The sequence below is a fragment of the Gimesia algae genome (genome assembly GCF_007746795.1).
GTDB classification, from domain to species: Bacteria; Planctomycetota; Planctomycetia; order Planctomycetales; family Planctomycetaceae; genus Gimesia; species Gimesia algae.
Genome location: NZ_CP036343.1, coordinates 4,781,861 through 4,804,608 on the forward strand (window position 1 = coordinate 4,781,861; position 22,748 = coordinate 4,804,608).

19 protein-coding genes are annotated in these 22,748 nt (G+C 50.3%); 11 read left to right on the forward strand and 8 right to left on the reverse strand.

The features are described 5' to 3' along the window. The first annotated feature begins 21 nt into the window (after positions 1-21). On the forward strand, positions 22-1,566 hold the full coding sequence (locus Pan161_RS17695; protein ID WP_145229324.1) for a DUF6798 domain-containing protein: 1,545 nt from the start codon (positions 22-24) through the stop codon (positions 1,564-1,566). A gap of 46 nt (positions 1,567-1,612) precedes the next feature. Then, a complete protein-coding gene (locus tag Pan161_RS17700) occupies positions 1,613-3,121 on the forward strand; it encodes an outer membrane protein assembly factor BamB family protein (RefSeq protein ID WP_145229326.1) in 1,509 nt (502 codons plus the stop codon). A gap of 32 nt (positions 3,122-3,153) precedes the next feature. Here the strand turns inward: Pan161_RS17700 and murA are convergent, their stop codons facing one another. The 4 genes from murA to Pan161_RS17720 form a co-directional block, all read right to left on the reverse strand. After that, on the reverse strand, positions 3,154-4,602 hold the full coding sequence (gene murA, locus Pan161_RS17705; protein WP_145229328.1) for a UDP-N-acetylglucosamine 1-carboxyvinyltransferase: 1,449 nt from the start codon (positions 4,600-4,602) through the stop codon (positions 3,154-3,156). A 59-nt stretch (positions 4,603-4,661) separates the two neighbouring features. Then, the gene (prmC, locus tag Pan161_RS17710) at positions 4,662-5,579 is read right to left on the reverse strand and encodes a peptide chain release factor N(5)-glutamine methyltransferase (RefSeq protein WP_232103290.1); all 918 of its coding nucleotides are present in this window, start codon (positions 5,577-5,579) and stop codon (positions 4,662-4,664) included. Between the two features lie 51 nt (positions 5,580-5,630). Next, entirely contained in the window at positions 5,631-6,713 is a 1,083-nt protein-coding gene (gene prfA, locus Pan161_RS17715; RefSeq protein WP_145229332.1) for a peptide chain release factor 1, read from the reverse strand. 165 nt (positions 6,714-6,878) lie between these two features. Next, the gene (locus tag Pan161_RS17720) at positions 6,879-7,166 is read right to left on the reverse strand and encodes a type B 50S ribosomal protein L31 (protein ID WP_145229334.1); all 288 of its coding nucleotides are present in this window, start codon (positions 7,164-7,166) and stop codon (positions 6,879-6,881) included. A 620-nt stretch (positions 7,167-7,786) separates the two neighbouring features. On the opposite strand from Pan161_RS17720, the gene ilvD reads away from it, so the two are divergent. The 7 genes from ilvD to Pan161_RS17755 all read left to right on the forward strand — a co-directional run bounded on the left by ilvD (position 7,787) and on the right by Pan161_RS17755 (position 15,217). After that, on the forward strand, positions 7,787-9,478 hold the full coding sequence (gene ilvD / locus Pan161_RS17725; RefSeq protein ID WP_145229336.1) for a dihydroxy-acid dehydratase: 1,692 nt from the start codon (positions 7,787-7,789) through the stop codon (positions 9,476-9,478). Positions 9,479-9,517: 39 nt separating this feature from the next. Continuing rightward, on the forward strand, positions 9,518-10,939 hold the full coding sequence (locus Pan161_RS17730; protein ID WP_145229338.1) for a UTP--glucose-1-phosphate uridylyltransferase: 1,422 nt from the start codon (positions 9,518-9,520) through the stop codon (positions 10,937-10,939). An 85-nt stretch (positions 10,940-11,024) separates the two neighbouring features. After that, complete coding sequence (locus Pan161_RS17735; RefSeq protein ID WP_145229340.1) at positions 11,025-12,101, forward strand: mannose-1-phosphate guanylyltransferase; 1,077 nt, start codon at positions 11,025-11,027, stop codon at positions 12,099-12,101. After that, entirely contained in the window at positions 12,085-12,573 is a 489-nt protein-coding gene (gene ruvX, locus Pan161_RS17740; RefSeq protein ID WP_145229342.1) for a Holliday junction resolvase RuvX, read from the forward strand. The genes Pan161_RS17735 and ruvX overlap by 17 nt, the downstream gene beginning before the upstream one ends. 92 nt (positions 12,574-12,665) lie before the next feature. After that, positions 12,666-13,529 (forward strand): hypothetical protein, encoded by an 864-nt coding sequence (locus Pan161_RS17745; RefSeq protein WP_145229344.1) that lies wholly within the window; start codon positions 12,666-12,668, stop codon positions 13,527-13,529. A 304-nt stretch (positions 13,530-13,833) separates the two neighbouring features. Beyond that, the gene (locus Pan161_RS17750) at positions 13,834-14,295 is read left to right on the forward strand and encodes a hypothetical protein (protein ID WP_145229346.1); all 462 of its coding nucleotides are present in this window, start codon (positions 13,834-13,836) and stop codon (positions 14,293-14,295) included. A 142-nt stretch (positions 14,296-14,437) separates the two neighbouring features. Beyond that, positions 14,438-15,217, forward strand: a complete 780-nt coding sequence (locus Pan161_RS17755) for a class I SAM-dependent methyltransferase (protein WP_145229348.1) — start codon at positions 14,438-14,440, stop codon at positions 15,215-15,217. A gap of 17 nt (positions 15,218-15,234) precedes the next feature. Here Pan161_RS17755 and pyrH read toward each other — a convergent pair whose 3' ends face one another. From pyrH to rpsB, 3 genes are all read right to left on the reverse strand, one after another. Further along, positions 15,235-16,002 carry a UMP kinase gene (gene pyrH, locus Pan161_RS17760; RefSeq protein ID WP_145229351.1) on the reverse strand — a complete coding sequence of 256 codons (768 nt, stop codon included), beginning with the start codon at positions 16,000-16,002 and terminating at the stop codon, positions 15,235-15,237. A 117-nt stretch (positions 16,003-16,119) separates the two neighbouring features. Next, positions 16,120-16,956: a translation elongation factor Ts gene (gene tsf, locus Pan161_RS17765; RefSeq protein ID WP_145229354.1), complete on the reverse strand. Its 837-nt coding sequence runs from the start codon at positions 16,954-16,956 to the stop codon at positions 16,120-16,122. Positions 16,957-17,103: 147 nt separating this feature from the next. Then, positions 17,104-17,862 (reverse strand): 30S ribosomal protein S2, encoded by a 759-nt coding sequence (rpsB, locus tag Pan161_RS17770; protein WP_145229356.1) that lies wholly within the window; start codon positions 17,860-17,862, stop codon positions 17,104-17,106. Between the two features lie 364 nt (positions 17,863-18,226). Between rpsB and Pan161_RS17775 the strand changes: the two genes are divergently transcribed. Both Pan161_RS17775 and Pan161_RS17780 read left to right on the forward strand, forming a co-directional pair. Continuing rightward, a complete protein-coding gene (locus tag Pan161_RS17775) occupies positions 18,227-20,131 on the forward strand; it encodes a GTPase (RefSeq protein ID WP_145229358.1) in 1,905 nt (634 codons plus the stop codon). 71 nt (positions 20,132-20,202) lie between these two features. After that, positions 20,203-22,038, forward strand: a complete 1,836-nt coding sequence (locus tag Pan161_RS17780; protein ID WP_197995382.1) for a GTPase — start codon at positions 20,203-20,205, stop codon at positions 22,036-22,038. A 93-nt stretch (positions 22,039-22,131) separates the two neighbouring features. On the opposite strand, the gene Pan161_RS17785 is transcribed toward Pan161_RS17780, so the two are convergent. Further along, positions 22,132-22,533: a thioredoxin family protein gene (locus Pan161_RS17785; protein ID WP_145229361.1), complete on the reverse strand. Its 402-nt coding sequence runs from the start codon at positions 22,531-22,533 to the stop codon at positions 22,132-22,134. Between the last annotated feature and the right edge of the window lie 215 nt (positions 22,534-22,748).

The following is a 22,748-nucleotide window of genomic DNA, read 5'->3' on the forward strand; positions in this document are numbered from 1 at the left end:
ATACCGTTTCCAGCCATACTCATGATATTATTGATTGGCGGATCATTTGCCGCCGATTCTTTCCTGCGATTCCCGGTTCCAGGCACAAACGAACCACATTACCTTACCAAGGCACGCCATTACTGGAATCCACAGTGGTGCGCCGATGATTTTTTTCTCGAATCATCCAACGCGCACCTCTTTTTTTTCCAGACTGTCGGCGCGATCACACAGGTACTGTCACTTGAGCAGACAGCAGTGCTGGGCAGAATCATTGGATTCCTGTTACTGGCTGTCGGCTGGTACCGCCTGATCAGCGTTTTATGCACCGGCTTCTGGTCTCCTTTAATCACGGCCTGGCTCTATCTTGCGCTGGCAGCGATCGGGAACTTCTCCGGGGAATGGATTATTGGCGGTATCGAATCCAAAGTCTTCGCATACGGTTTCCTGTTCCTGGCACTGGCAAACGCCTGTGAACAAAACTGGAACCGAGCAGGTATCTATGCCGGGCTAACCATAACGTGGCATCCTGTCGTCGGAATCTGGGCGCTGGCCTGCAGTCTGTTTGCCCTGCTGATCCTGGGATTCCTGAATCGAAAACACATCGATAGGGCTATGATCACAGGCAGCACTAAAACCGCGATTCCTGCCTGCGGATACCTTATTCTCTGTTCGCTGCCGGGGTTAGTCCCCTCCCTGGCATTGCTCACGCAGGGGAGCCCCCAAGACAGTTTCGCGGCAAATTTCATCCAGGTCTTTTATCGACTGAAGCACCACCTGGACCCCATGGATTTTAATCTTTTCAGTTACCTCTTGTATGCGCTACTGCTGGTAGCCTGGTTGTTTCTGGCTCGTAAGCAGAGCACTTCGTTTACCATTCGCTTCTTCCAGTTTTTTATCATCGGTACCATCGGTCTGGCCTGCATCGGAATTCTAATTGGTGCCGGCCCCAGACCTGCCAGCGAAATGCCATATTACGCATTTCGCATGTCGCTCCTCAAATTCTATCCCTTTCGTCTGTTTGACGCCTTACTCCCGCTGGCGTTTTCCGTTGCCATACTTCATCTGATCCAGCAATATTTGATTAACAGCGCAACAGAAAAACCCAAACCTGCCTGGCTCACGCTTTCCCTGCGTAAAGCGATTCTGGCTGTGCTCTGCCTGGGAATCTTTACCGGCACACTTTATTCAGCCTGGAACCATCGACCAGTCCACAAGATGTCTCCCGCTCAACGTGCTGACTGGATTGACGCCTGTGAGTGGATACGAAATCATACTCCCGATGATGCGCTCTTTCTGACGCCGGCGCATGCAACCGATTTCAAATGGTATGCCCAACGACCGGAATATGTGACCTTCAAAGACTGCCCCCAGGACGCCAGTGGCATCGTAGAATGGAATCGACGCCTCAAGTACCTTCGAAAATGGGGCCAGAAATACTATAATAAGGGCTTTGATGATCGTGCCTTACAGGCTTTGCAGCAGAAGACCGGCATTACGCATCTGCTGGTAAAACGTCTGGGCCCCTTTACAACCATCGACCCGATCTATCAAAATCGAACTTATAAAGTCTACCAACTTCCCTGACCTCCTGCCTTTGACTGGTTTACTGATGAAAGCAACAGACTCACTCATGAATCATCTCAACCGAAAAAACTGTTTCAGCGTCTGTCTGGGAATGGTGTTACTGCTGACCCTGTCGTTACCCACGCCCCAGACAGGCCAGCCAACGGCGTCTCTCTTTGCTCAGCCTCCTGCTGACAAAACAGGTGACTGGCCTTACTTTCTCGGTCCAGAACAGACGGGTGTCTCAGCAGAAACCAATCTGATCGATGACTTCCCCCAGTCAGGCCCTCCCCTGCTCTGGGAAAAAAGTATTGGCACCGGTTACAGTGCTCCTTCAGTTCTGGGCAACCGCCTGGTGATCCACCATCGCCCTGAAAAAGGTGCGGATGAGGGAAAGGAAGTCATTCAATGCCTGGCAGCAGACACCGGAAAAGAAATCTGGAAATACGCCTACGACTCTGATTTCCGTGACCCCTATGGATACAACAATGGTCCCCGCTGCTCTCCCCTGCTGACCGAACAATTCTGCTATACGTTTGGTGCACAGGGAAAGTTGTACTGTCTCAATATCAAAGATGGCACGCTGGTCTGGCATCATGACTGCCTGCAGGAGTTCGATGTGCCCCCCGGTTTCTTCGGCATCGGCGCCACCCCCATTCTGGAAGGCAATAAGCTCATCGTGATGGTTGGCGGCAAACCAGATTCCGGGATGGTCGCCTTCGATGCGAAGACGGGCAAAACACTCTGGCACAATGTTGGAAAAGAGGTCTGGAATGGTACGTCGACAGGTTGGGAGAGAATGCCGGTCTACAAATGGCGCGGCAATGAAAAAATATCCAGCTACTCCTCTCCCATCGCCGTTACCATTCACGGGAAACGACATCTGCTCTGCCTGATGCGGCAGGGGCTGGTCTCCCTCAATCCCGAAGATGGCTCACTCAATTTCAAATACTGGTTCCGGTCCATGATCAACGATTCGGTCAATGCCGCCCGACCGGTGGTCATCGATGATAAAATATTTCTCTCCGCCGCCTATCAGGTGGGCTCGGCGTTACTGCAGGTAGAACCGAACGGCAAAAGCTATAAAGAACTCTGGCGTAATCCTACTAATATGCTGACCCACTGGTCAACGACCATTCATCACGATGGATACCTGTATGGCTTCAGCGGTCGCCATGAGCGTGAAGCAACGATGCGGTGTGTCCGCCTGTCAGACGGCAAGGTGATGTGGGAAACTGATGGTGCTGCGCCAGTCGTCGACAAAATCAAACGCAACGCGCTCACCGGTCAGTTCCTGTGGATCGATTCCGGCAAAACAGCCCCCTGGCCTTTATATGGCCGCGGCTCCGCGATTCTGGTGGACAACAAATTTATTGTGCTGGGAGAAAAAGGCACTCTGGCGATTGTCAAAATCGATCCCAAAGAATTTCACGAAGTCTGCCGCACATCGTTTCCGCAAATCAATTACCCTGCCTGGGCAGCCCCGGTACTCGCTCATAAAAAGCTGTATCTCAGGAGTGAATCGCATCTGATTTGCCTGGACTTTGCCAAACAGCAGTCCGAAAAGAAAGAATAGCCGCTCAGACTGATTTCCCGGCAGAAGCGAAATCAGTCTTCGTCTGCGTGATCCTGTGAAGACGTCATGCTCTCAGAATTATGCTGACCGGTATTTTGATTCCAGTGCGGCCCGGTTAAAGCAGCAAGCAATTCTGAATGACTGGGACGACTTTCACCGTCTGTCAGTTTCAGACTGTCGGGCATGTTTTGTGGCTCGTCTCTGACACGCTCGACATGCGCGCCCAGCGAGATCAGTTTCTCTTCCAGACGTTCATAGCCACGATCCAGATGATAAATCCGGCGAATCACTGTCTCACCTTCGGCAGCCAGACCGGCTAAAACCAGCGCGGCACTGGCACGTAAATCAGAAGCCATCACACAGGCACCACTTAAACGAGACACACCATTCAGAATCGCACTGGCTGACTCACGGCGGATATTCGCCCCCATGCGTGCCAGTTCGGAAGCGTGCATAAATCGATCCGGAAAGACCTTGTCGGTGACGATGCTGATGCCAGGAATACACGCCAGCAATGACATTAGCTGCGCCTGCACGTCTGTCGGGATGCCTGGGTACGGTAACGCAATGCAGTCGATTGAGCGGAGAGGTTGAGTCACCTGCACAGTGACAGACTGTTTTTTTGCCGGCTGATCGGGAAATTCGAGTTGTACTGTCACACCAATTTCCCTGAGTTTTTCAATCACCGCTGTAATATGATCGGGTCTCACTTTGTTCAAACAGACATCGCCTCCGGTGATGGCAGCGGCAATCATTAACGTGGCCGCTTCAATGCGATCCGGGATCACTTCATGTTTCACGCCATTGAGTTGTTCAACACCCTCAATGGTCAGGAACGGTGTTCCCAACCCTTTGATTTTCGCACCCGCTGCATTCAGGAAGTTGCCGACATCGACAACCTCCGGTTCACAGGCTGCTGATTCGATGGTGGTCGTCCCTTCTGCCAGAGCGGCAGCGATCATCACATTGCAGGTTCCCGTGACCGTACTCCCGAAGGCGCCGCCCAGAAAGATATTGGCCCCGCGCAATCGATCCGCTCTCGCAATAACATAACCACGGTCAACACGGATCTGGGCTCCCAATGCTGAAAGTCCTTTCAGATGCAAATCAATTGGTCGATCACCAATATTACATCCGCCAGGCAATGAGACACATGCCATCCGACGTTTGGCCAGCAAAGGTCCCAGCACACACACACTGGCCCGCATGCGTCGCACCAGTTCATAATCGGCGATACAGGATGTCTCATCCACGGTCTTCAGACTCAGCGCGCCGTCTGGATCGCGGTTGACATCCATTCCGAGGGAACCCAGGACCTGCGACTGAGTTTTGACATCGACCAGATCAGGGATGGAGCAGAGGGTGGTCTCACCTTCACAGGCCATAGCGGCTGCCATCAGTGGTAATGCGGAATTTTTCGCACCACTGACAGAAACGCTACCCGAAAGCCGCTCGCCTCCGCGAACGATAAACATATCCATCCCTGGATCTCCTGATGTAGATTAAACGTAGATTTGCTGACGCAGTATAGAAAATCCGTTCATTTTAAGATAGGCAATTTTTGCCCGATTATCACCCGAGCCCGCCCCGCCAGATCCGCTTTTACCCTTACGTCTGTATATTTACCAGTCGCCTTAAACAGAGTCTGTAAATCCGTTTCCTGCTCTGGTGAAAACTCCAGCATCAGCAACCCGTTATCTTTTAAGTAGCCTCCCGCCTGCTGAATGATTCTGCGATAGAAATCCAGGCCATCTTTGCCACCTGACAAAGCCAGTCGCGGCTCATGCTGTTTGACATCGTTTTCCAGCTGTTCGATTTCCGCATCAGGTATATAAGGCGGATTACTTACGATAATATCGAATAATGTTCCCGCCGGGATCTGATCGAAACAGTCACTGAGCAGAAATTGAATCTGGTTTGACAGTCCATTTGAAGTGGCATTTTTTTGAGCAATTTCCAGCGCAGGTTTACTGATATCCGTTGCCAGAAATTTCGCATTATGACAATTTGCAGCGGCGGAAACTGCGATGCAGCCACTCCCGGTGCACAAATCCAGAATGGAAGGATTCGTGAGTTTCTGCGCTTCATCGACCAGTTCAATGACCAGGGTCTCCGTATCAGGGCGCGGAACCAGCACATTCTTATCGACATAAAAATCGAGCCCGAAAAATTCGCGATTCCCGACCAGATAGGCAACCGGTTCGGAATTCGCACGTCTTTGTACCAGTTGCCGCATCAGGGCGCGTTCCTGCTCTGTGACGACGTCTTCGTAATTCGTATAGAGGCGAATCCGTTCACAGTTCCGTGCATGAGCCAGCAGAACTTCGGTATCCAGACGCGGAGAATCGCTGCCGTGTTTCTCTAAATGGGCAGTCGTCCAGTCCAGTATACGTCGGACTGTCCAGGGTTCCGATGCAGTGTTAGAAGTGCGATCCGGTGATGGTGAGTTCTCATTCACGGCACGATCCATCGTAGTTACAGCTAACCGATTATCGGTAGATAGTCGAATTTATTTTTTTGAGCCGTCGCCCAGTAAACGCTCTTCTCGGTCAAACTGTAACAGGGCAGTGACCAGATCATCCAGGTCACCCTGCATGATCTGATCAATTTTGTAAAGTGAAAGGTTGATGCGATGGTCCGTCACGCGACCTTGCGGGAAGTTATATGTTCGAATTCGCTGGCTGCGGTCTCCCGAGCCAATTAAGGTCCGACGCTGGTCGGCACGTTCATCGGCTGCTTTCTGCTGCATCTGCTCCAGCACGCGACTTCGCAGCACACGCATGGCTTTGGCTTTATTCTTGTGCTGACTTTTTTCATCCTGGCACTGCACCACGGTGCCTGTCGGTAAGTGAGTGATCCGCACAGCGCTTTCTGTTTTATTCACTTTCTGACCACCGGGACCACTCGCATGGAATGTATCGAGGCGAATATCGTCCGGTTTGATATCCACTTCCACTTCACTGGCTTCAGGAAGTACGGCAACCGTAGCGGCACTCGTATGGACGCGGCCCTGTGTTTCTGTCTCAGGAACCCGCTGCACACGGTGTCCGCCGCTTTCAAACTGCAAGCGGTGATAGGCGCCTTCACCGGCAATCGAAAACGTGACTTCCTTCAAACCACCCAACTCGGTGGCACTCATGTTCAACACTTCTGTTTTCCACCCCTTTTGGGCTTCCACATAATGCATGTACATATCGAAGAGTTCGCGTGCAAACAGGGCGGCTTCATCACCGCCTGCTCCAGCACGAATTTCCATGATCAAACCGCCACGCGTGATGGAATCGCCGGCGACCACTAGATCTTCGAGCTCTTTGGTATGCTTCTCATGCTCTTCACAGAGGTCGTCCAGTTCCTTCTGCGCATATTCTTTAGCAGCAGGATCGGTTTCCTCTTCCAGCATCTCCCGGGCGACTTCAATGTCTTCGGCCCGGGTATTAAACTCGCGGACTGCTAACGCAACCTTCGCCAGGCCACCGTATTCACGCTGGATTTCAACCAGCTTACTGGTATTAGCCAGTATTTCCGGATCCTGGAGTTCTTTTTCCAACTCCTCATAACGATCCAGTTTTACCTGCAGGGTGGGAAACTTCATTTACCCAAATCCACGTAGAAGCCTGTCTGTGGTGTTTGGTTTGTATCTCAATTCAATGTTGAAATTCAAACCCAGACATAAAAATAGAAAAGTGACGACCATGCATTAAACGAGGCTCATACGGATCGTCCGTAGAGCCTCAGTTTTAGACAATAGAACATTGTGCTACTGGTCTTCTTTTTTGTCGCCTTCTTCTGCACCTTTGCGTTTGTCCCAGTTGTATTTCTTCTGGAATTTCTCCACGCGACCGGCGCTGTCAACAAACTTCATCTTACCGGTGTAGTAAGGATGAGATTTAGAGCTGATTTCCACGGCCACCAATGGGTAAGTGTTTCCATCTTCCCATTCTACTGTGGCTTTAGAAGTAGCTGTTGACTGGATGAGGAATGAATCACCTGTTGAAGTATCCTTGAATACAACAGGATGATAGTCGGGATGAATGTCTTTTTTCATTTTCTCAGCTTCTTTATTACCTGAAAACCTTAATCGATTTCACAGACTGTCCGCTGCCAGTCTTGTGGATCGGGACTCCGAAAGCACTTCTTGCCGTGTGCTGTCCCTGACTCTGCTTTATAACCGATGTTAACCACCGGACCGTTTTGCCGGAATGATCTCTCAAACAAAAGCGTCTGAGTCCTCAGATTCCTAAAATTAGAAAACAAAACAGCTTATAGAAATATCTGCTTCACGAAACATCACAGTTTACGTTCCTCTACACGAATGAGCAAGCGCAAAGGCCTGCAAAAACAATTAGACGCAACTCTTTATATAGATATCACATACAGCGTTTTGAGACCTTCTGAATTCAAACAATTCGAGCATTTTTTCATATTTTCCTGACCTGGGCTTCAATCTGCACGCACTCAATTGAAATCAGCTTGAGTATAACGGTCCATTTCAGGATGTCCGCCCGCACACGGAGTCCACTTTTTATCAATAGAGGGCAGCACTCTGTATCTGTTTTGAAAATCAAATGTTAAGTAACTTGGCCTGCCGCAGTCGACAGTTTAGAGTGAGATAAAAACAAAGGGCTATTGTCCCCATCACATATCAATTCGCTCAGGAACAACATCATGGATCATCCTTTAAACTGGAACAGTCAGAATCTGACGCACGGCTGGCAACGGGGCGTCACCGCATTCTACTACGGGTTGGGTTTTTCGGATGAAGATTTTGACAAGGCCCAGATCGGGATTGGTGTTCCGTTACTGGATGGCAACCTCTGTAATGTGCACGCCTATGAACTTGCGAAAGAAATTGCAGAGGGATGTCAATCCGCTGAGATGATTGGGCTTCCCTTCGGAGTTCCGGCCGTCAGTGACAACATCACCCAGGGACAGGAAGGAGGCAATGCCAGCCTTCCCTCTCGCAATATGATTGCGAACGCGGCGGAATGCGTCGTTAGTGCGCACTCGTACGATGCATTGATTGGCCTGCACAACTGTGACAAAAATGGACCAGGCTTTGCCATGGCATTGGCGCGGCTTAACTATCCGGGTCTGGTCGTCAGTGGTGGCAGTATTATGCCGGGCTGCCATAAAGGTCAGGACATCTCGATTCTGGATGTCTACGACTCTCAAGCAGCAGCAGCCGTCGGTGCCATGGAAGAAGAGGAAGCTGAACAGATTCTGAAAACCGCCTGCCCGGGCCCGGGGGGATGTGGGATCGCTGCTTCCTTCAATACCTGGGGCATCGCACTCGAAGCTATCGGCTTGATGCTCCCTTTCAGCAGTTCGACACCGGCCATTGATAACGCCAAAAAAACAGAATGCCTGAATGTCGCTTCCGCCGTCCGAAACCTTCTGCAGAAGAATATCCGGCCACGCGACATTCTGACTCGCAAAGCATTTGAAAATGCCGCTACTACCATTGCAGCCGTCGGCGGATCCACGAATGGGATCCTGCATCTTCTCGCGCTGGCTCGCGAGGCGGGAGTCGAGTTTCATCTACAGGATATTCAGGAAATACTCCGAAAAACGCCCGTCTATTGCAGTTTTGCACCTCGCGGTAAAAAAACTATGGTCGACCTTCATCATCTGGGTGGCACACCGGTTCTCATGAAACATCTGCTCAAAGCAGGCATCATTGATGGCAGTTGCCTGACTGTCACAGGAAAAACACTGGCTGAAAACCTGGCAGACATCGGCGATGTCCCCGCTAACCAGGAACTGATCGCCCCGCTCGATCAACCTTACAAAGATTATGCCGACATGCAGGTCTGCTTCGGTAACCTGGCGCCGGGGGGCATAGTCTTCAAAGTCTCCAGCATGCAGGAATCACATTTCACAGGAACTGCGTGTTGCTTTGATGAAGCAAAAGGGGTGGTCGATGCCGTTGAAGCCGGTAAGATTAAGCCAGGCAGTGTCATCGTATTACGAAACCTCGGACCGGTCGCGTCCGGCATGCCTGAAGTGCTTGTCGCGACAGCTGCCCTGACCGTGCCGGAACTCGACGGTAAAGTAGCTTTCATCTCGGATACACGCGTATCAGGCGTTTCACACGGCGCGATCGGCGTGCACTGTTCTCCGGAAGCTGCCGTCGGAGGTCCCATTGGCCTGGTACAGGATGGAGATCAAATCTCGTTCGACCTGCTCAAAGGAGAAATCCGTGTTGATGTCTCGGATCAGGAATTTCAGCAACGCCGAGAGAATCAGCCACTACAACCCGTCAGACACTCCCGCGGCTATCTGGCTGACTTTTCAGCCACGACCTCACAGGCTCATCATGGCTGTGTGAGTAATGCCCTGCTGCCGGATTGCGAATAACCCCGGAATCCCCAATCAATTATAAGGGAACCAGAAAATATGACAGCTCCCGCATCCTTTCCAGAGGATCTTTACCAGACGTTAGCAGGCTTTCAGCAAACCCATCTACTTACGTGGTGGAATGACCTGAGTGAACCGGATCAGTCCAAACTGTTAGCCCAAATCCAGGCAATCAACTTCGCGCAGATCCAGCGACTGTATGCCCCCGGAGAAGCAACCCAAAAGACAGAATCGGCAGCGCAAAAAGCAGAACGCGCCACTCGCCCTGCCACTGTTGTCCGACTGGAAGAGCGCAGCTCATCTCCCACAGAATCTGATAAAGCAACCGAGCAAGGCAGAAAGCTGCTGGAAGCAGGCAGAGTGGGTGCGATTCTTGTAGCGGGGGGACAGGGTTCACGACTGGGCTTCAGCCATCCTAAAGGCATGTATCCCATCGGACCTGTCAAACAAACTTCCCTGTTTCAGATTCTGGTGGAACAGTTGCGTGCCCGCGCACGCCAGGCTGGAAAACCAATCTGCTATTTCATCATGACCAGCGATGCCACTCACGATGAAACAGTAGAATATTTTCAACAGCATCAGAATTTTGGACTCGCGGATGACGAACTCTACTTCTTCAAACAAGGCACGATGCCCGCGGTCGATGCGGATTCAGGGCAAATTCTCCTGGAAGAAAAACACCGCATTGCTGTCAGCCCGGACGGACATGGGGGCATGCTGGCAGCCCTCAAGAACAACGGTATGTTTGAAGTGATGCAGAAAAAAGGGATCGATACACTCTATTACCATCAGGTCGACAACCCGACTGCCATCGTCTGCGATCCCGAGTTCCTGGGTTACCATGATCATGCCAATGCAGACGTATCGGTCAAAGTGGTCTCAAAACGTTCGCCCGATGAAAAAATGGGGATCGTCTGCGATGTCGATCAGAAAACTCAGATCATCGAATACAGTGACCTGCCAGATCATATCGCCGCACAGACGGACGATGATGGCAACCTGCTGCACTGGGCAGGCAGCACCGCGATTCATATCTTCAATCGTGATTTCCTGGAGCAGATCGCCAATGACGATGCGCGGCTCCCGTTTCATCAGGCGAATAAAAAAGTGCCGCATATCGATGCATCAGGCTCTCAGGTCGCTCCTGAAAAACCCAACGCGATTAAGTTTGAACGATTTATTTTTGATGTGCTGCCGGAAGCGGACACCGTACTCGTCTATGAAATCGATCGACAACGAGAATTTAATCCCGTCAAAAATGCGGAAGGCCAGGATTCTCCAGAGACCGCCCATGAGGCACTCATTCGAATCTTTTCCGGCTGGCTGAAGTCCTGTGGCGTTACGCTCCCCGCAGAAGCGACAGTGGAGATCAGTCCGTTATTCGCCGTCGATGAAACAGAGTTAAAACAGAAAATCTCAGCTGATGCGGAATTTACATCTCCCGTGTATCTGGGAGAATAGAAGTCGGCTGCGGATCAGACAGTTGCAAATACAGCTTTCATTCAGATGAAACAGAAACACATTTCCTTTCGGAGAAACAAGCTTCATGCTACATACAGTTGTCATGGCAGGTGGCAGCGGAACACGCTTCTGGCCTCAAAGCCGTAAAGCAATTCCCAAGCAGCTGCTGAAACTCGTGGGCCAACAGACCATGATTCAGGAGACGGTGGCGCGGTGTCGCGAACTTTCCGATGAGCAACATATCTGGATTGCCACGAACAGCACACTTTCACCTGAAGTCAAAATCCAACTGCCTCAGCTGAACCCGAAACACATGCTGGTTGAGCCAGTGCCACGCAATACCGCTCCCTGTATTGGACTGGCAGCGATCCACCTGCTCCACATTGATCCGGAAGCCATCATGCTTGTGGTCTCGTCTGATCACGTGATCCAGCCTGAATCGGGATTTGTGAATACCATCAGGCAGGCGGTCACACTGATTGAAGCCAAACCGGAAACCCTCGCGCTCATCGGCATTTCACCTGCTTATCCTGCCACTGGCTATGGCTATATTCAGACGGGAAATTCGGTCACAGCTGACCTGCCTGGTTTAAGCGTCCAGGAGTTTAAGGAAAAACCAGATCTGCCGACCGCGCAGCAGTATTGCGACAGCGGTGACTACCTCTGGAACTGCGGTATTTTTGCCTGGAAGGCGCAAACGATTCTGGACGCGATTGCTCAATATGAACCAGAAATGTATGAGCTACTGATGCAGGTTGCGGCCGTCATTGATAAACCGGAATATATGAACGTGCTGGAGCAGACTTTCCCCAAAATGAAATCGACTTCCATCGATTACGCAGTCCTTGAGCACTCTCGAGAACAGCTGGCGGTGATCCGTGCTGAGTTTGATTGGGACGATGTTGGTAACTGGAACACGCTGCAGAAATATTTTCCGACTGATGATGAGGGCAACACCGTGCTGGGACCGCATTGTGGCCTGGATACTTCCAACAGCATTATCCGCACGACGGACGACCATCTGATCGCCACGTTTGGGGTAGAGAACTGCCTGATCGTGCACACTCCTGATGCGACATTGATTGCTCCCAAAGACGATGAATCCGCCATCAAAAAACTGGTTACCCTGATCGAGGAGCGCGGCTATGAGCAATACCTCTGAAACAGGGCAACCCTTTGAAGCGGAATTCCCTCCTGAAGGGCGACTGCTGGGACTCGACTATGGCACAAAACGCGTCGGTATTGCGATTTCCACGTTTGAGCAGAATATCGCCAGCCCGCTCGATAACTATCACCGACAAAACCTGCAGCAGGACCAGAAGCACCTCTCCAAAATCATCACAGAATATCAATGTAAAGGACTGGTCGTAGGTCTCCCCGTGCATATGAGCGGCGATGAAGGACAGAAAGCCAAAGAGGCGCGTCAGTTCGGTAACTGGGTCAGTCAGTTTGCTGAGATTCCCGTCTCTTACTGGGACGAACGCTATTCTTCCGCGACGGCTGAAGAATTTCTGGCCAACCTGAATATGAGCCGTAACAAACGGAAAGCCTACCTGGATAAACTCGCGGCCCAGATTATTTTGCAGGCATTTCTGGACAGCCCGAACCGAAATCAGATTCCTGGTTCTTTTTGAATCGTTTTTGCGGCTCATGCTGTATAATGAGAACAGTGCGGCAGATAAGCATACTGCCATTTTCCGAACTCCCTGAATTCGAATCCAACTCAATGACACAAACGCCTCTGGATCGTGAAGAATATATCGAACAGACTTACTTCTTTCGCAATTACCGCGAGAGACTGGAAGATGCGATCCCCTCGCAGGTCGTACTATCAACGATCTATGAAGAAATTCTGGCCACGACCAAACTCCCGATGGCGATCGACTTCCTCAAAGGCGAATTAATGCTCACCGGTCGGATCTCCGACGGAATGCAAAAGCTCTCGCACTATTTCACGCCATTCCAGACTTACATTATGAAAAATGCGGAAGATGATAAGTCAAAATTTGACCAGAAAATTGCGTTAAAAATTCTGGAACGCGAAGCAAAATATCGTACCGAAAGTCCCAGCAGCGCAGGAATGTTCATTTATCAGTTTGAATGTATTTCACGCAACCGGCTGGGATATCATCATGGCCTGGAAGCCATCTCCCGCGATACTCAATATAACACAGACTGGTCAGAATGGATCCGCAAGCTGAAACAGCAACTGGGATCAGTTGATTTCTCGGACTTGATCTACCTGCGTTCTCAACATTTTGTCGATGAACAATGCAAAAAGCCCGGAAATGCTGAATTTCAGCCTCGATTTCCGGTTTTATTCAGCAGTCAGGATGGGCGCATCGCCAAAGCCAATCACAATCGTGATCCCCTTTACATGTTCGCAGCCCTGCAACGACAACTGGGCTACCCTGAAGTCCCAAGAAACCAGCCTCAAACGGGTAAATCAGTATTCCACCCAGCTCTGGAGGCCCGATTACATAAGATTGAAGCGCGACTGCAGTTGATTGACTCAGAACTCAAAGGGAATCTGGACCTGAACCAGTTCCTTGTGAAAGACACCAGGCTCGATAATCTTGACTCACATTAGTATTCGCATGTATCATTTTTCGGTAATTCTGGAAATCAGACTTGTCAATCCTGCTGTTAATCCCCTACCATATGTCTAGCAAAAGCCTGTTCTAACACAGGCCATGAATCATTCATTCTTCTCATCCAGAAAAGTCTGTTGATTCATTAAAAATTAACCTGTTGTCTTTGTGATATTCAAATTCAGGAGGTAACATCCCGCCAGTTAAACTTTACGTTCCCGCCTTACTTTAAAGATGAAACGCCTTATTTTCCCACCCCTTACCTACACCCACCTTAAGTAGGAACAACAGAAAGGCTCAAAGATGTCCACGATAACCATCGACGCGCCCGAATCGCGCTCCAATTATCCTTCCACACTCACTATCGAAACATATACACAGACCGTAATCAGAATGTTGACCTGGGTCCTGGGTTCAATCGTCTTCTGCCTGGCAATGGTTGACTTTTATGCCCAGACCTATGCTCATGAGACCGAACTGGCATTGCTGCAGGCTCAGACTGAAATGCTTGAGCAGAATAATGATCTGCGGATGTCTGATGTGAATCAATACATTGCAGGCACCCCGAGTGTTCTGACACGCCCTGCCGACAACCATACCCAGATGTGTAAAAAAATGAAGGAGTATACCTGGAAAGGTTTCTTCAGAGACTACACGATTCTGGTATACGTAGGCCTGGGGGAAAACCCCTCGATTGATTTTGTCCACGGACCAGGAGAGATGATTAAAGACTTACCGGCACATACTCTGGGAAAAACTCTGTAACAGATCGGCTTAAGCCAGAATCTTTCGCCACTGGTTGAACATCAGCCTTGAGCAGACTATAACGTCTGCTCAAGGCTTTTTTCTTTTGATATTTTGAATGTCATACTCCCGAGCATAATACGTACATCGGCAAGAAAGAAATATGGAAACGATCAAAGGGCACCTGTACGACTATCCCAAATATTACGATCTCATTTTTGGTGATGACTGGAAAGCAGAGTTCGATTTTCTACAAAGCTGCTTTAAGAAGCACGCTACCCGTAAAGTAAAACGTCTGTTTGAACCAGCCTGTGGAACCGGTCGCCTGCTGATCAAACTGGCTCAGGCAGGCTATCAGGTCTCGGGCAACGATCTCAATCAACATGCCATTAAATACTGCAACGACCGACTGGAACGTTTTAGTTTTCCCCGCTCCGCTGTCCTGGGAGACATGTCAGACTTCAAACTGAAAAAACCCGTCGATGCCGCTTTCAATACCATCAACAGTTTTCGTCATCTGCCTTCCGAAACTGCAGCAAAAAACCACTTGAAATGTGTGGCTGATGCGCTGGCTCCTGGCGGGTTGTACATTTTGGGACTGCACCTGACTCCCACTGTCGGTGAGCCGATGCAGAGTGAAAGCTGGTCAGCCCGGCGGGGAAACCTGCAGATCAACTCTCATATGCAGTCGATCTCAACAGATCTGAAGAAACGCAACGAACATCTGGAAATGACGTTCGACGTCTATACTCCCTCACGACAGTTTCAGCTGTTTGATACGATGGACTACCGCACTTATACGGCGCCTCAATTTAAAGCGCTGCTGAAAAAGGTCCCTGAATTCGAAGTTGTAGAGCTATACGACTTCATGTATGAAATGGATTTCACCATCGAGCTCGATGCGCAGACCGAAGATGTTGTCTTCATACTTCGCAAAAAATAATCGGGAAGTGGCTCAGTTCAGCTCTCTGTGCGCGATTCGACAGTTGGCAGCACGCGGGTACCAATGTTTTCACCAGCCACTGCTTTTTCAATATTTCCTGTTTTACGGAAATTGAAAACCAGAATTGGAATCCCGTGTTCCATACAATGATGCAGCGCCTGCGCATCCATTACCTGCAGATTCTTATGCAGGACATCCCGGTAACTGATCTCAGAAAACCGGACGGCATGTGGATTTTTCTCTGGATCATCAGAATAGATCCCATCTACTTTAGTTGCTTTGAGCAGAATATCCGCATCGATTTCACGCGAACGCAAGGCAGCAGCAGTATCTGTCGTCACAAAAGGACTCCCCGTTCCCGCAGCCAGAATGACCACGCGCCCCTTCTCCAGATGACGAACGCAACGTCGACGGATGAAGGGCTCTGCCACACCTTCCATGCGGATTGCCGTCTGCAGGCGAGTTGGTACACCCGCGTTTTCCAGGGCATCCTGTAAGGCAAGACCGTTGATGACTGTCGCCAGCATCCCCATATAATGTGCGGTAGCCGGATTGATAGAACCACTGGAAGAAGAGAACTGTTTGCCTCGCAGGATATTGCCACCGCCACAGACGATGGCCAGCTGAACTCCTGAATCAACCAGCCGTTTAATCTGAGCGGAAATCGACTCAAGCTCAGACATGCTGATGCCACCTTCACCATCTCGGCAGAAAACTTCGCCACTTAATTTGAGTAAAACACGCTCATAAGCAGGCTTAAGCAAAGGGGCAGGAGAATCGGTCATCCGTGGTATCCTCAATAGTCAGTCAGGAGTTGAATTAAAAACAGAGCACTCAGAGTCAATATAGAAAAAAACGCACGCGCACTGAATCAGTACGCATGCGTCACAGTTTACTATTACTTAACCGCCAATTGCACAACGGGTAAATGAAACTGCTTCCAGGCCTTTTTCGGCCAATGCCTGGCTGACAGTTTTGGAATCATCAACCGCATAAGGCTGATAATTCAGTACTCCCTGTTCTACAAAAAATGTTTTCATGCGGCCATCTACAATTTTTTCAATAATATTATCTGGCTTGCCTGTCGCTTTGGCTTCTGCAATCAGACGATCGCGTTCCTCCTGAACAACAGCAGGGTCCAGATCTGATTCATTGACGGCAACCGGTTTCAAAGCAGCGATGTGCATGGCCACGCCGCGAAGCAGTTCGGCATCAGCTGTCTCACCTTTTGCCTGAAGCAGCACGCCGGTTTTGCCATCATGGTGCACATAGCTGCCAGTTGGCCCCTGTGACCGGGCAATGCGGGTGACGACGATTTTTTCACGGATCTTGTTTAACATATCCATGAAATCATCATTCAGAGTTTTTCCCGGGGTCTTTTCGGAAGGCAGCGCCAACAGACCTTCTACCGTATCGACTCCTGGATTTGCGATCAGCTGCGCGACACAGGTGTTGGAAAAGTTAACCAGGTCTTCTCCACTGGCAACGGGGGCAGACTCACAGGCAATTTCCAGCATGACTGTTTCTGAACCATCTTCGCTGGACAGGACCGTAATTCGACCTTCTGAAGTGGCATTGTCGCTCCGCTTCAGCTGGATCTTGCCGGCTTCTTCCCGCAGAATATCGATTGCCTTTTCCTGATCGCCGCCTGCTTCCTGCAATGCTTTTTTGCAGGCCATCATGGGCAGGTCGGTAATTTCACGTAATGCTTTCACGGCTGCTGCTGTGATTTCAGCCATCTCAGTAATCTCCTTCGAAAGCAATTGCTTCATCAATCGCTTTAATTTGATATTCCGATTTGTTTATGTCTTGAAGTGACTCCGCTGACTGGCTGGATCACCAGTCGGCGAGAGACACTGTCGCCATCTCAATTTGCCATCTATCTCTTACAGTGAAGGGACGGGCTTGAATTCTTCTTCAGCACCAGCTTCACCACTGTCATCTTTTTTACCGGCATCAGGCAGTTTGCCTTTGCCTTCCATGATGGAAGAAGCCAGCTGGTTCATTACCAGACGAATCGAGCGGATGCTGTCATCATTACCGGGGATCGGCAGATCGACTTCATCAGGATCGGAGTCGGTATCAATCAGACCAACCACTTTAATTCCCAGAATGTGTGCTTCGTGAACCGCATTCTTTTCCTTGGTCGGGTCAACCACAACCAGTGCTTCGGGCAGACGGTTCATGGTACGAATACCGTTCAGGTTACGGAAGACTTTTCGCTTTTCACGCAGCAGTGTGGACTGCATCTTCTTGGAATAAGAATGAATTTCACCGGTTTCATCAAATGATTCCAGCTCTTCCAGACGTTTCAGGCGGTTACGTACGGTGCGGAAGTTGGTCAACGCACCACCCAGCCAGCGTTCTGTCACATAAGGCATACCACAGGCATTCGCTGCATCGCGAATCGGCCCTTGAGCCTGCTTCTTGGTACCTACGAACAGGATCAGACTTCCCTGTGAGGCGACCCGTTCCAGATAACGTTTTCCACGAATAATGCCGCGGACAGTCTCTTTCAGGTCGATAATATGAATCTGGTTACGACGACCATAAATGTAAGGTCGCATCTTAGGGTTCCAGCGGCTGGTCTTATGGCCGTAGTGAACACCCGCTTCAAGAATATCCTTGACTACCAATTCCGACATTTTTCACTCCTCTTTGTTAATGGGCACATGACCTGCCAGGGGCCACGTTCTTAAAGAATTACAATCAATAGACTTATCTATTGAAGGCGTCAAACAGCATCTACAAATTCTCTCTGCGCAACTTGAGCTGAGAACACTGCAAAGTGCGGCTGGGTGGATCGTATCTGAGTTAATTGCGCCCGTCAAACCTCGCGACCGTTAATTCAGAGAATTGGATCGAATTTGAAGCGTCTCTGATCCAAATTGGACTCATCCTGAGATCCCGGAATCGATATACTCAAACAGGGCGATTTTGTAATAAGAATGAGCCCTGACTGGCGAATCACAGACTGTAACATCATCCATTCCTGAACTCAAATATCCTATGTCCACCACGCTTCACAAATTTTCGCATACGATCCACCAGTTGCGGAACCATCTGCAGTCTCTGGCAGCACAAACCAGTCAGCTGGAAATTCCCAGCCTCAGTGGCCGGGAATGGTTTGATATTCTGGAACGTAAACTGATTCCCCAGCTGACAAATGAGATGTATCTGGTCGTCGCAGTCGTGGGGGGAACCAATATTGGCAAGAGCGTCATCTTCAATCATCTCGTTGATCAGCAGACCAGCGCCATCAGCCCCCTCGCCTCTCAGACACGCCATCCGGTTTGCCTGGTGCCACAGCACTTTGAACAGCAGCACGACTTACGCAAAGTTTTCCAGGGATTCGAGCTGATTCTCTGGTCATCGGCGGAAGACCCACTCCAACAGGACGAGCGGCATCTGCTCTTCTGGAAAAACTGTGATACCCTGGCTTCGAATCTCCTCGTGCTGGACACTCCCGATATCGACAGCGATGCCGAAGTCAACTGGGAACGCGCAGAACGGATCAGGCAATGCGCAGATGTGCTGGTCACCGTCTTAACACAACAGAAATACAACGACGCCGCGGTGAAAAAATTTTTCCGGGAAGCAGCCCGGGAAGACAAAGTCATTATCACCGTCTTCAATCAATGCCAGTTACCCGACGATGAAGCATACTGGCCTTTGTGGTTAAACACATTCTGTCAGGAGACCGGAGCACATCCGGAACTGGTGTTTATCGCCCCGAACGATCGGCGTGCGGCAACCAACCTGGAACTCCCTTTCTACCCGCGTCAATTTGAACCGGCTTCGGCAGATTCACATCCCGAGGTCAATGACAGTCCGCCTCAAACAGATTCCGCTGTGAATCTAATGGAAGTTCTGTCACAGATGCAGTTCGGCGAGATCAAAGTTCAGACGCTACGGGGCGCATTGAAGTATCTCATCCAGCAGGAGACAGGTGTGCCCTCTTATCTACGGGAAATCAAATCGCGCAGTCAGGAATTCCGTTCGGCGGCGGAGTTACTTTCAGAGCATGAACTGGCCGAGATCGAAAACTGGCCGCTGGTTCCCAATGCCGTGCTCGTCGCCGCCGTTCGTAAATGGTGGCAGGAACAACGGGAAGGCTGGTCAGCCCATGTGCACGGCTTCTACAACTCACTTGGCAAAGGAGTCCTCTGGCCGGTCCGTTACCTGCATTCGCTCACCACAGAAGAAAAACGACCACCGATGGAAGTTTACCGCGACCAGGAATGGACGGTAGTCCTGCAGACAGTCGAGGGGATCTACGATCGGCTGACACTCGTCAGTGAACTGGGTAACGAACTGCTGACCAATCGCCTGAAAACCCTGTTAAATGGAACATCACGTGAAGCCCTTCTGAAGACGTTGCATGAGGAGCACTCCCGCTTCGATTTCACGACTCAGTTTGAAGACCTGGTCAACAAAGAGATGACCAGTTTCAGATCGGAAAGTCCGCAGTATTATGCGTTGATTAAGCAGATCGACCGGGCCGCTGCCGTAGGACGCCCGGTCCTCAGCGTCGGATTATTCTTTGTCGGCTTTGGCGCCGTCGGTGATGTGGGAACACAAATCGTCACCGATACCATGATTCAGTCGGTCGTCAATGTAGCCGGTGATGTGGCCGGAGGTGCCGCCGCCACGACCGTCGGAGAGACAGCCGTCAGCAGTTCCGCTGCATCGGGCATGGGATACCTCGAAGCAAAAATCAGACGATTTCACGCCGTCTTTGCACAGAGACGAACCGAGTGGCTCGCGAATGCCGTTCGAACTCATTTATTGAAAACACTTCCGGAAGAACTGAAGTCGGCTGTCGCACTGCCAGACTCCGAACATTACCATGCGGTTCAACAGACCGTCAACGAGCTGGAACAACAGCTGAATCAACTGCAGATTACGCTCTAAACCCCTCCATAATATGGGGAACAGTGTCAAACCTTACCCGAGACATGAGACCAGAAACAAAGACAGAAACCATGCCTACATCCGAATTAGCACAAATTGAACTGCTGGCAGCTGTGGACAACCTGATTCATCAGCTCAAACACTGGGGTGAGCAGCAAACACACTGGAAGACTGCACAACAATGTCAGGCGGTAATCCAGCAGCTCCTGCCACGGCTGGGCATGCTCCGCGTACGCCTGGAATCTCCTCTGGTCATCGCCACCTTTGGCGGCACCGGAACAGGAAAAAGCAGCCTCGTCAATGCTCTGATTGGATCGTACTGCACCACATCTGGAAGACAGAGACCGACAACGACCAAGCCGGTCCTGATTGCACATCCGGAGACCGACCTCGATCGACTGGGGCTGGACCTGAGTCAGTTTCATGTTGAACAGAAAAAACTGGATCAGTTGCAGAACATCATTCTGATCGACTGCCCGGACCCGGACACGTCTGAATCCAACTTCGAAGAAAATAACCTGACCCGCCTGCAGCACATCATCCCACTGTGTGACATCTTGCTCTACACCTCGACCCAGCAGAAATACCGCTCCGCGCGGGTCTCCGAGGAACTGATTGAGGCAGCCATCGGCCGACGACTGATCTTTGTACAGACACATGCCGGCCTGGATGAAGACATTCGCGAAGACTGGAAACAGCAACTTTCACAACAGTTTGAAGTACCGGAAATCTACTTTGTCGATTCGGTCAAGGCGCTGGAAGATCAGCTGGCAGACCGCACTCCCGACCCGGAATTCGCTGCTTTACAGAATATTTTGAGTGCCCAGCTCGGCAAGTCAGAACGCCTCCAGGTCCGCCGCGCCAACCTGCTCGAGTTAATGCAAAATGCCATCGACCACTGCGCAGGCAAAATCGAAAACGGATTGCCTGCAGTCCATGAACTCGAAGCATTTTTGAAACAGCAACAGGTTGTACTCACCGGACAAATGTCACAAGAACTACGGTCGGAATTACTCGTCAGTCGCAATCTCTGGGAACGCAGACTCCTTTCCTGTGTTTCCGATTCCTGGGGCTCGAGTCCGTTTTCCATGATGCTCCGCCTGTATAACGGATTAGGAAATCTGGTCGCCTCAGCCAGTCTGTTTCGTGCCAGAAATTCAGCACAGGTCGCATTGATCGGTGCCTTGCAGGGCGCCCGCTGGCTGGGAAATCGCCATCAGGAACAGGCGGCGGATGACCGCATTAAACGCATTGGTTCATTTGGCCTGGATGATAATAAACTGCGCGAATCACAACTATTGATTGACGGCTATACACAGGCGGCAGGTCTCACCCCTCCGCCAGGACACCAGATCGGGTCACTGGAATATCTGCAAACCGAAGCAGCGCATGTCGAGGAACAGTTCCTGAATGATGCAGGCACAAAAATCGACAGCATCATTACCCGTCTCGCGCATAAAAACTCCGGCTGGTTTACACGCTGTGTGTATGAAACCCTGTTTCTGGCATTGGTCGTTTATGCACTGGTCCGTATTGGAAAAAACTTTTTCTACGACTCGTTCCTGGACGAATCAAATATCCTGGCGATTGATTTTTACGTCACTGCAGGAGTCATTTTTCTGATCTGGACCGGGTTCCTGGTGATGATGTTTACCCGCAAACTGAAGCGAGGACTGGAACAGGAGATCAATCAGCTGGCAGACCATCTGGCCAAGACCAGACTTTCACACGGACTGTTTCCACATCTGGAACGCGAGTGTCGCCAGGTCTACTCTCAACAGCATGCACTGGAACGCATGCGGGGAGAGGTACATCAACTCCGCTCAGAAATCGCAGGCTCCAGGATCTTGGGGTCCTGGAAAGTAAATGAGCCGACAAAGCACGTCGGCTCTCAAGCAAGGCAATAAGTCAGAACACTTCCCTGTTTCACCAGGGGACCTCTTACCTTACGAGACTCAAGGCTTAAAAAGCTGGGATTCTGCAGACAAGATGATCACAGACTATTTGCGATTGTAGAACATCTCAGCAATGCTGTAGGCATTCAATGAACCAGATCGACTGACTTCTTTGCCGTCGACAACCAGGATCAGCGTCGGCAAGGACTGCACGTGATATTTTTCTGTCAAATCTGCGTGCTGGTCGACATCAATCACTCGAATGTGACTTGATTCTGATTCACTGATTTCCCAGTTCTGCCTTTTGAGCGCGGGAAATTCATTGTTCTTCATCTGCACACAGGCAGGACACCAGCTTGCTGTAAACAGTAACAGTTGATGGCTGGAAACGTCTTCTTCCATTTTAAAGAGTTGAATGACGTTTTCGGGCAACGCAGGCACTTCCACTGACTGGGCTGGTGCTAAGGAAAGAGATAACACCAATGTTGCTGGGATGAGTGTATTCATTGTGATCCATTACAATTTAAAGACATTTAGAAATCTCATTTACAATAGGCAACAACCATAGCGACTCAAGCTAACCCGTTCAACCGTTAAACTCGACTCAAATTGACAAGATTCCGATTCCTCGTTATAGAGTCTCTGCAAGAGACTCTAATGATTTTCATCTAGATGCAACATGTATCACTATTTGTAATTCCAATCATTATTTGCACTTACAT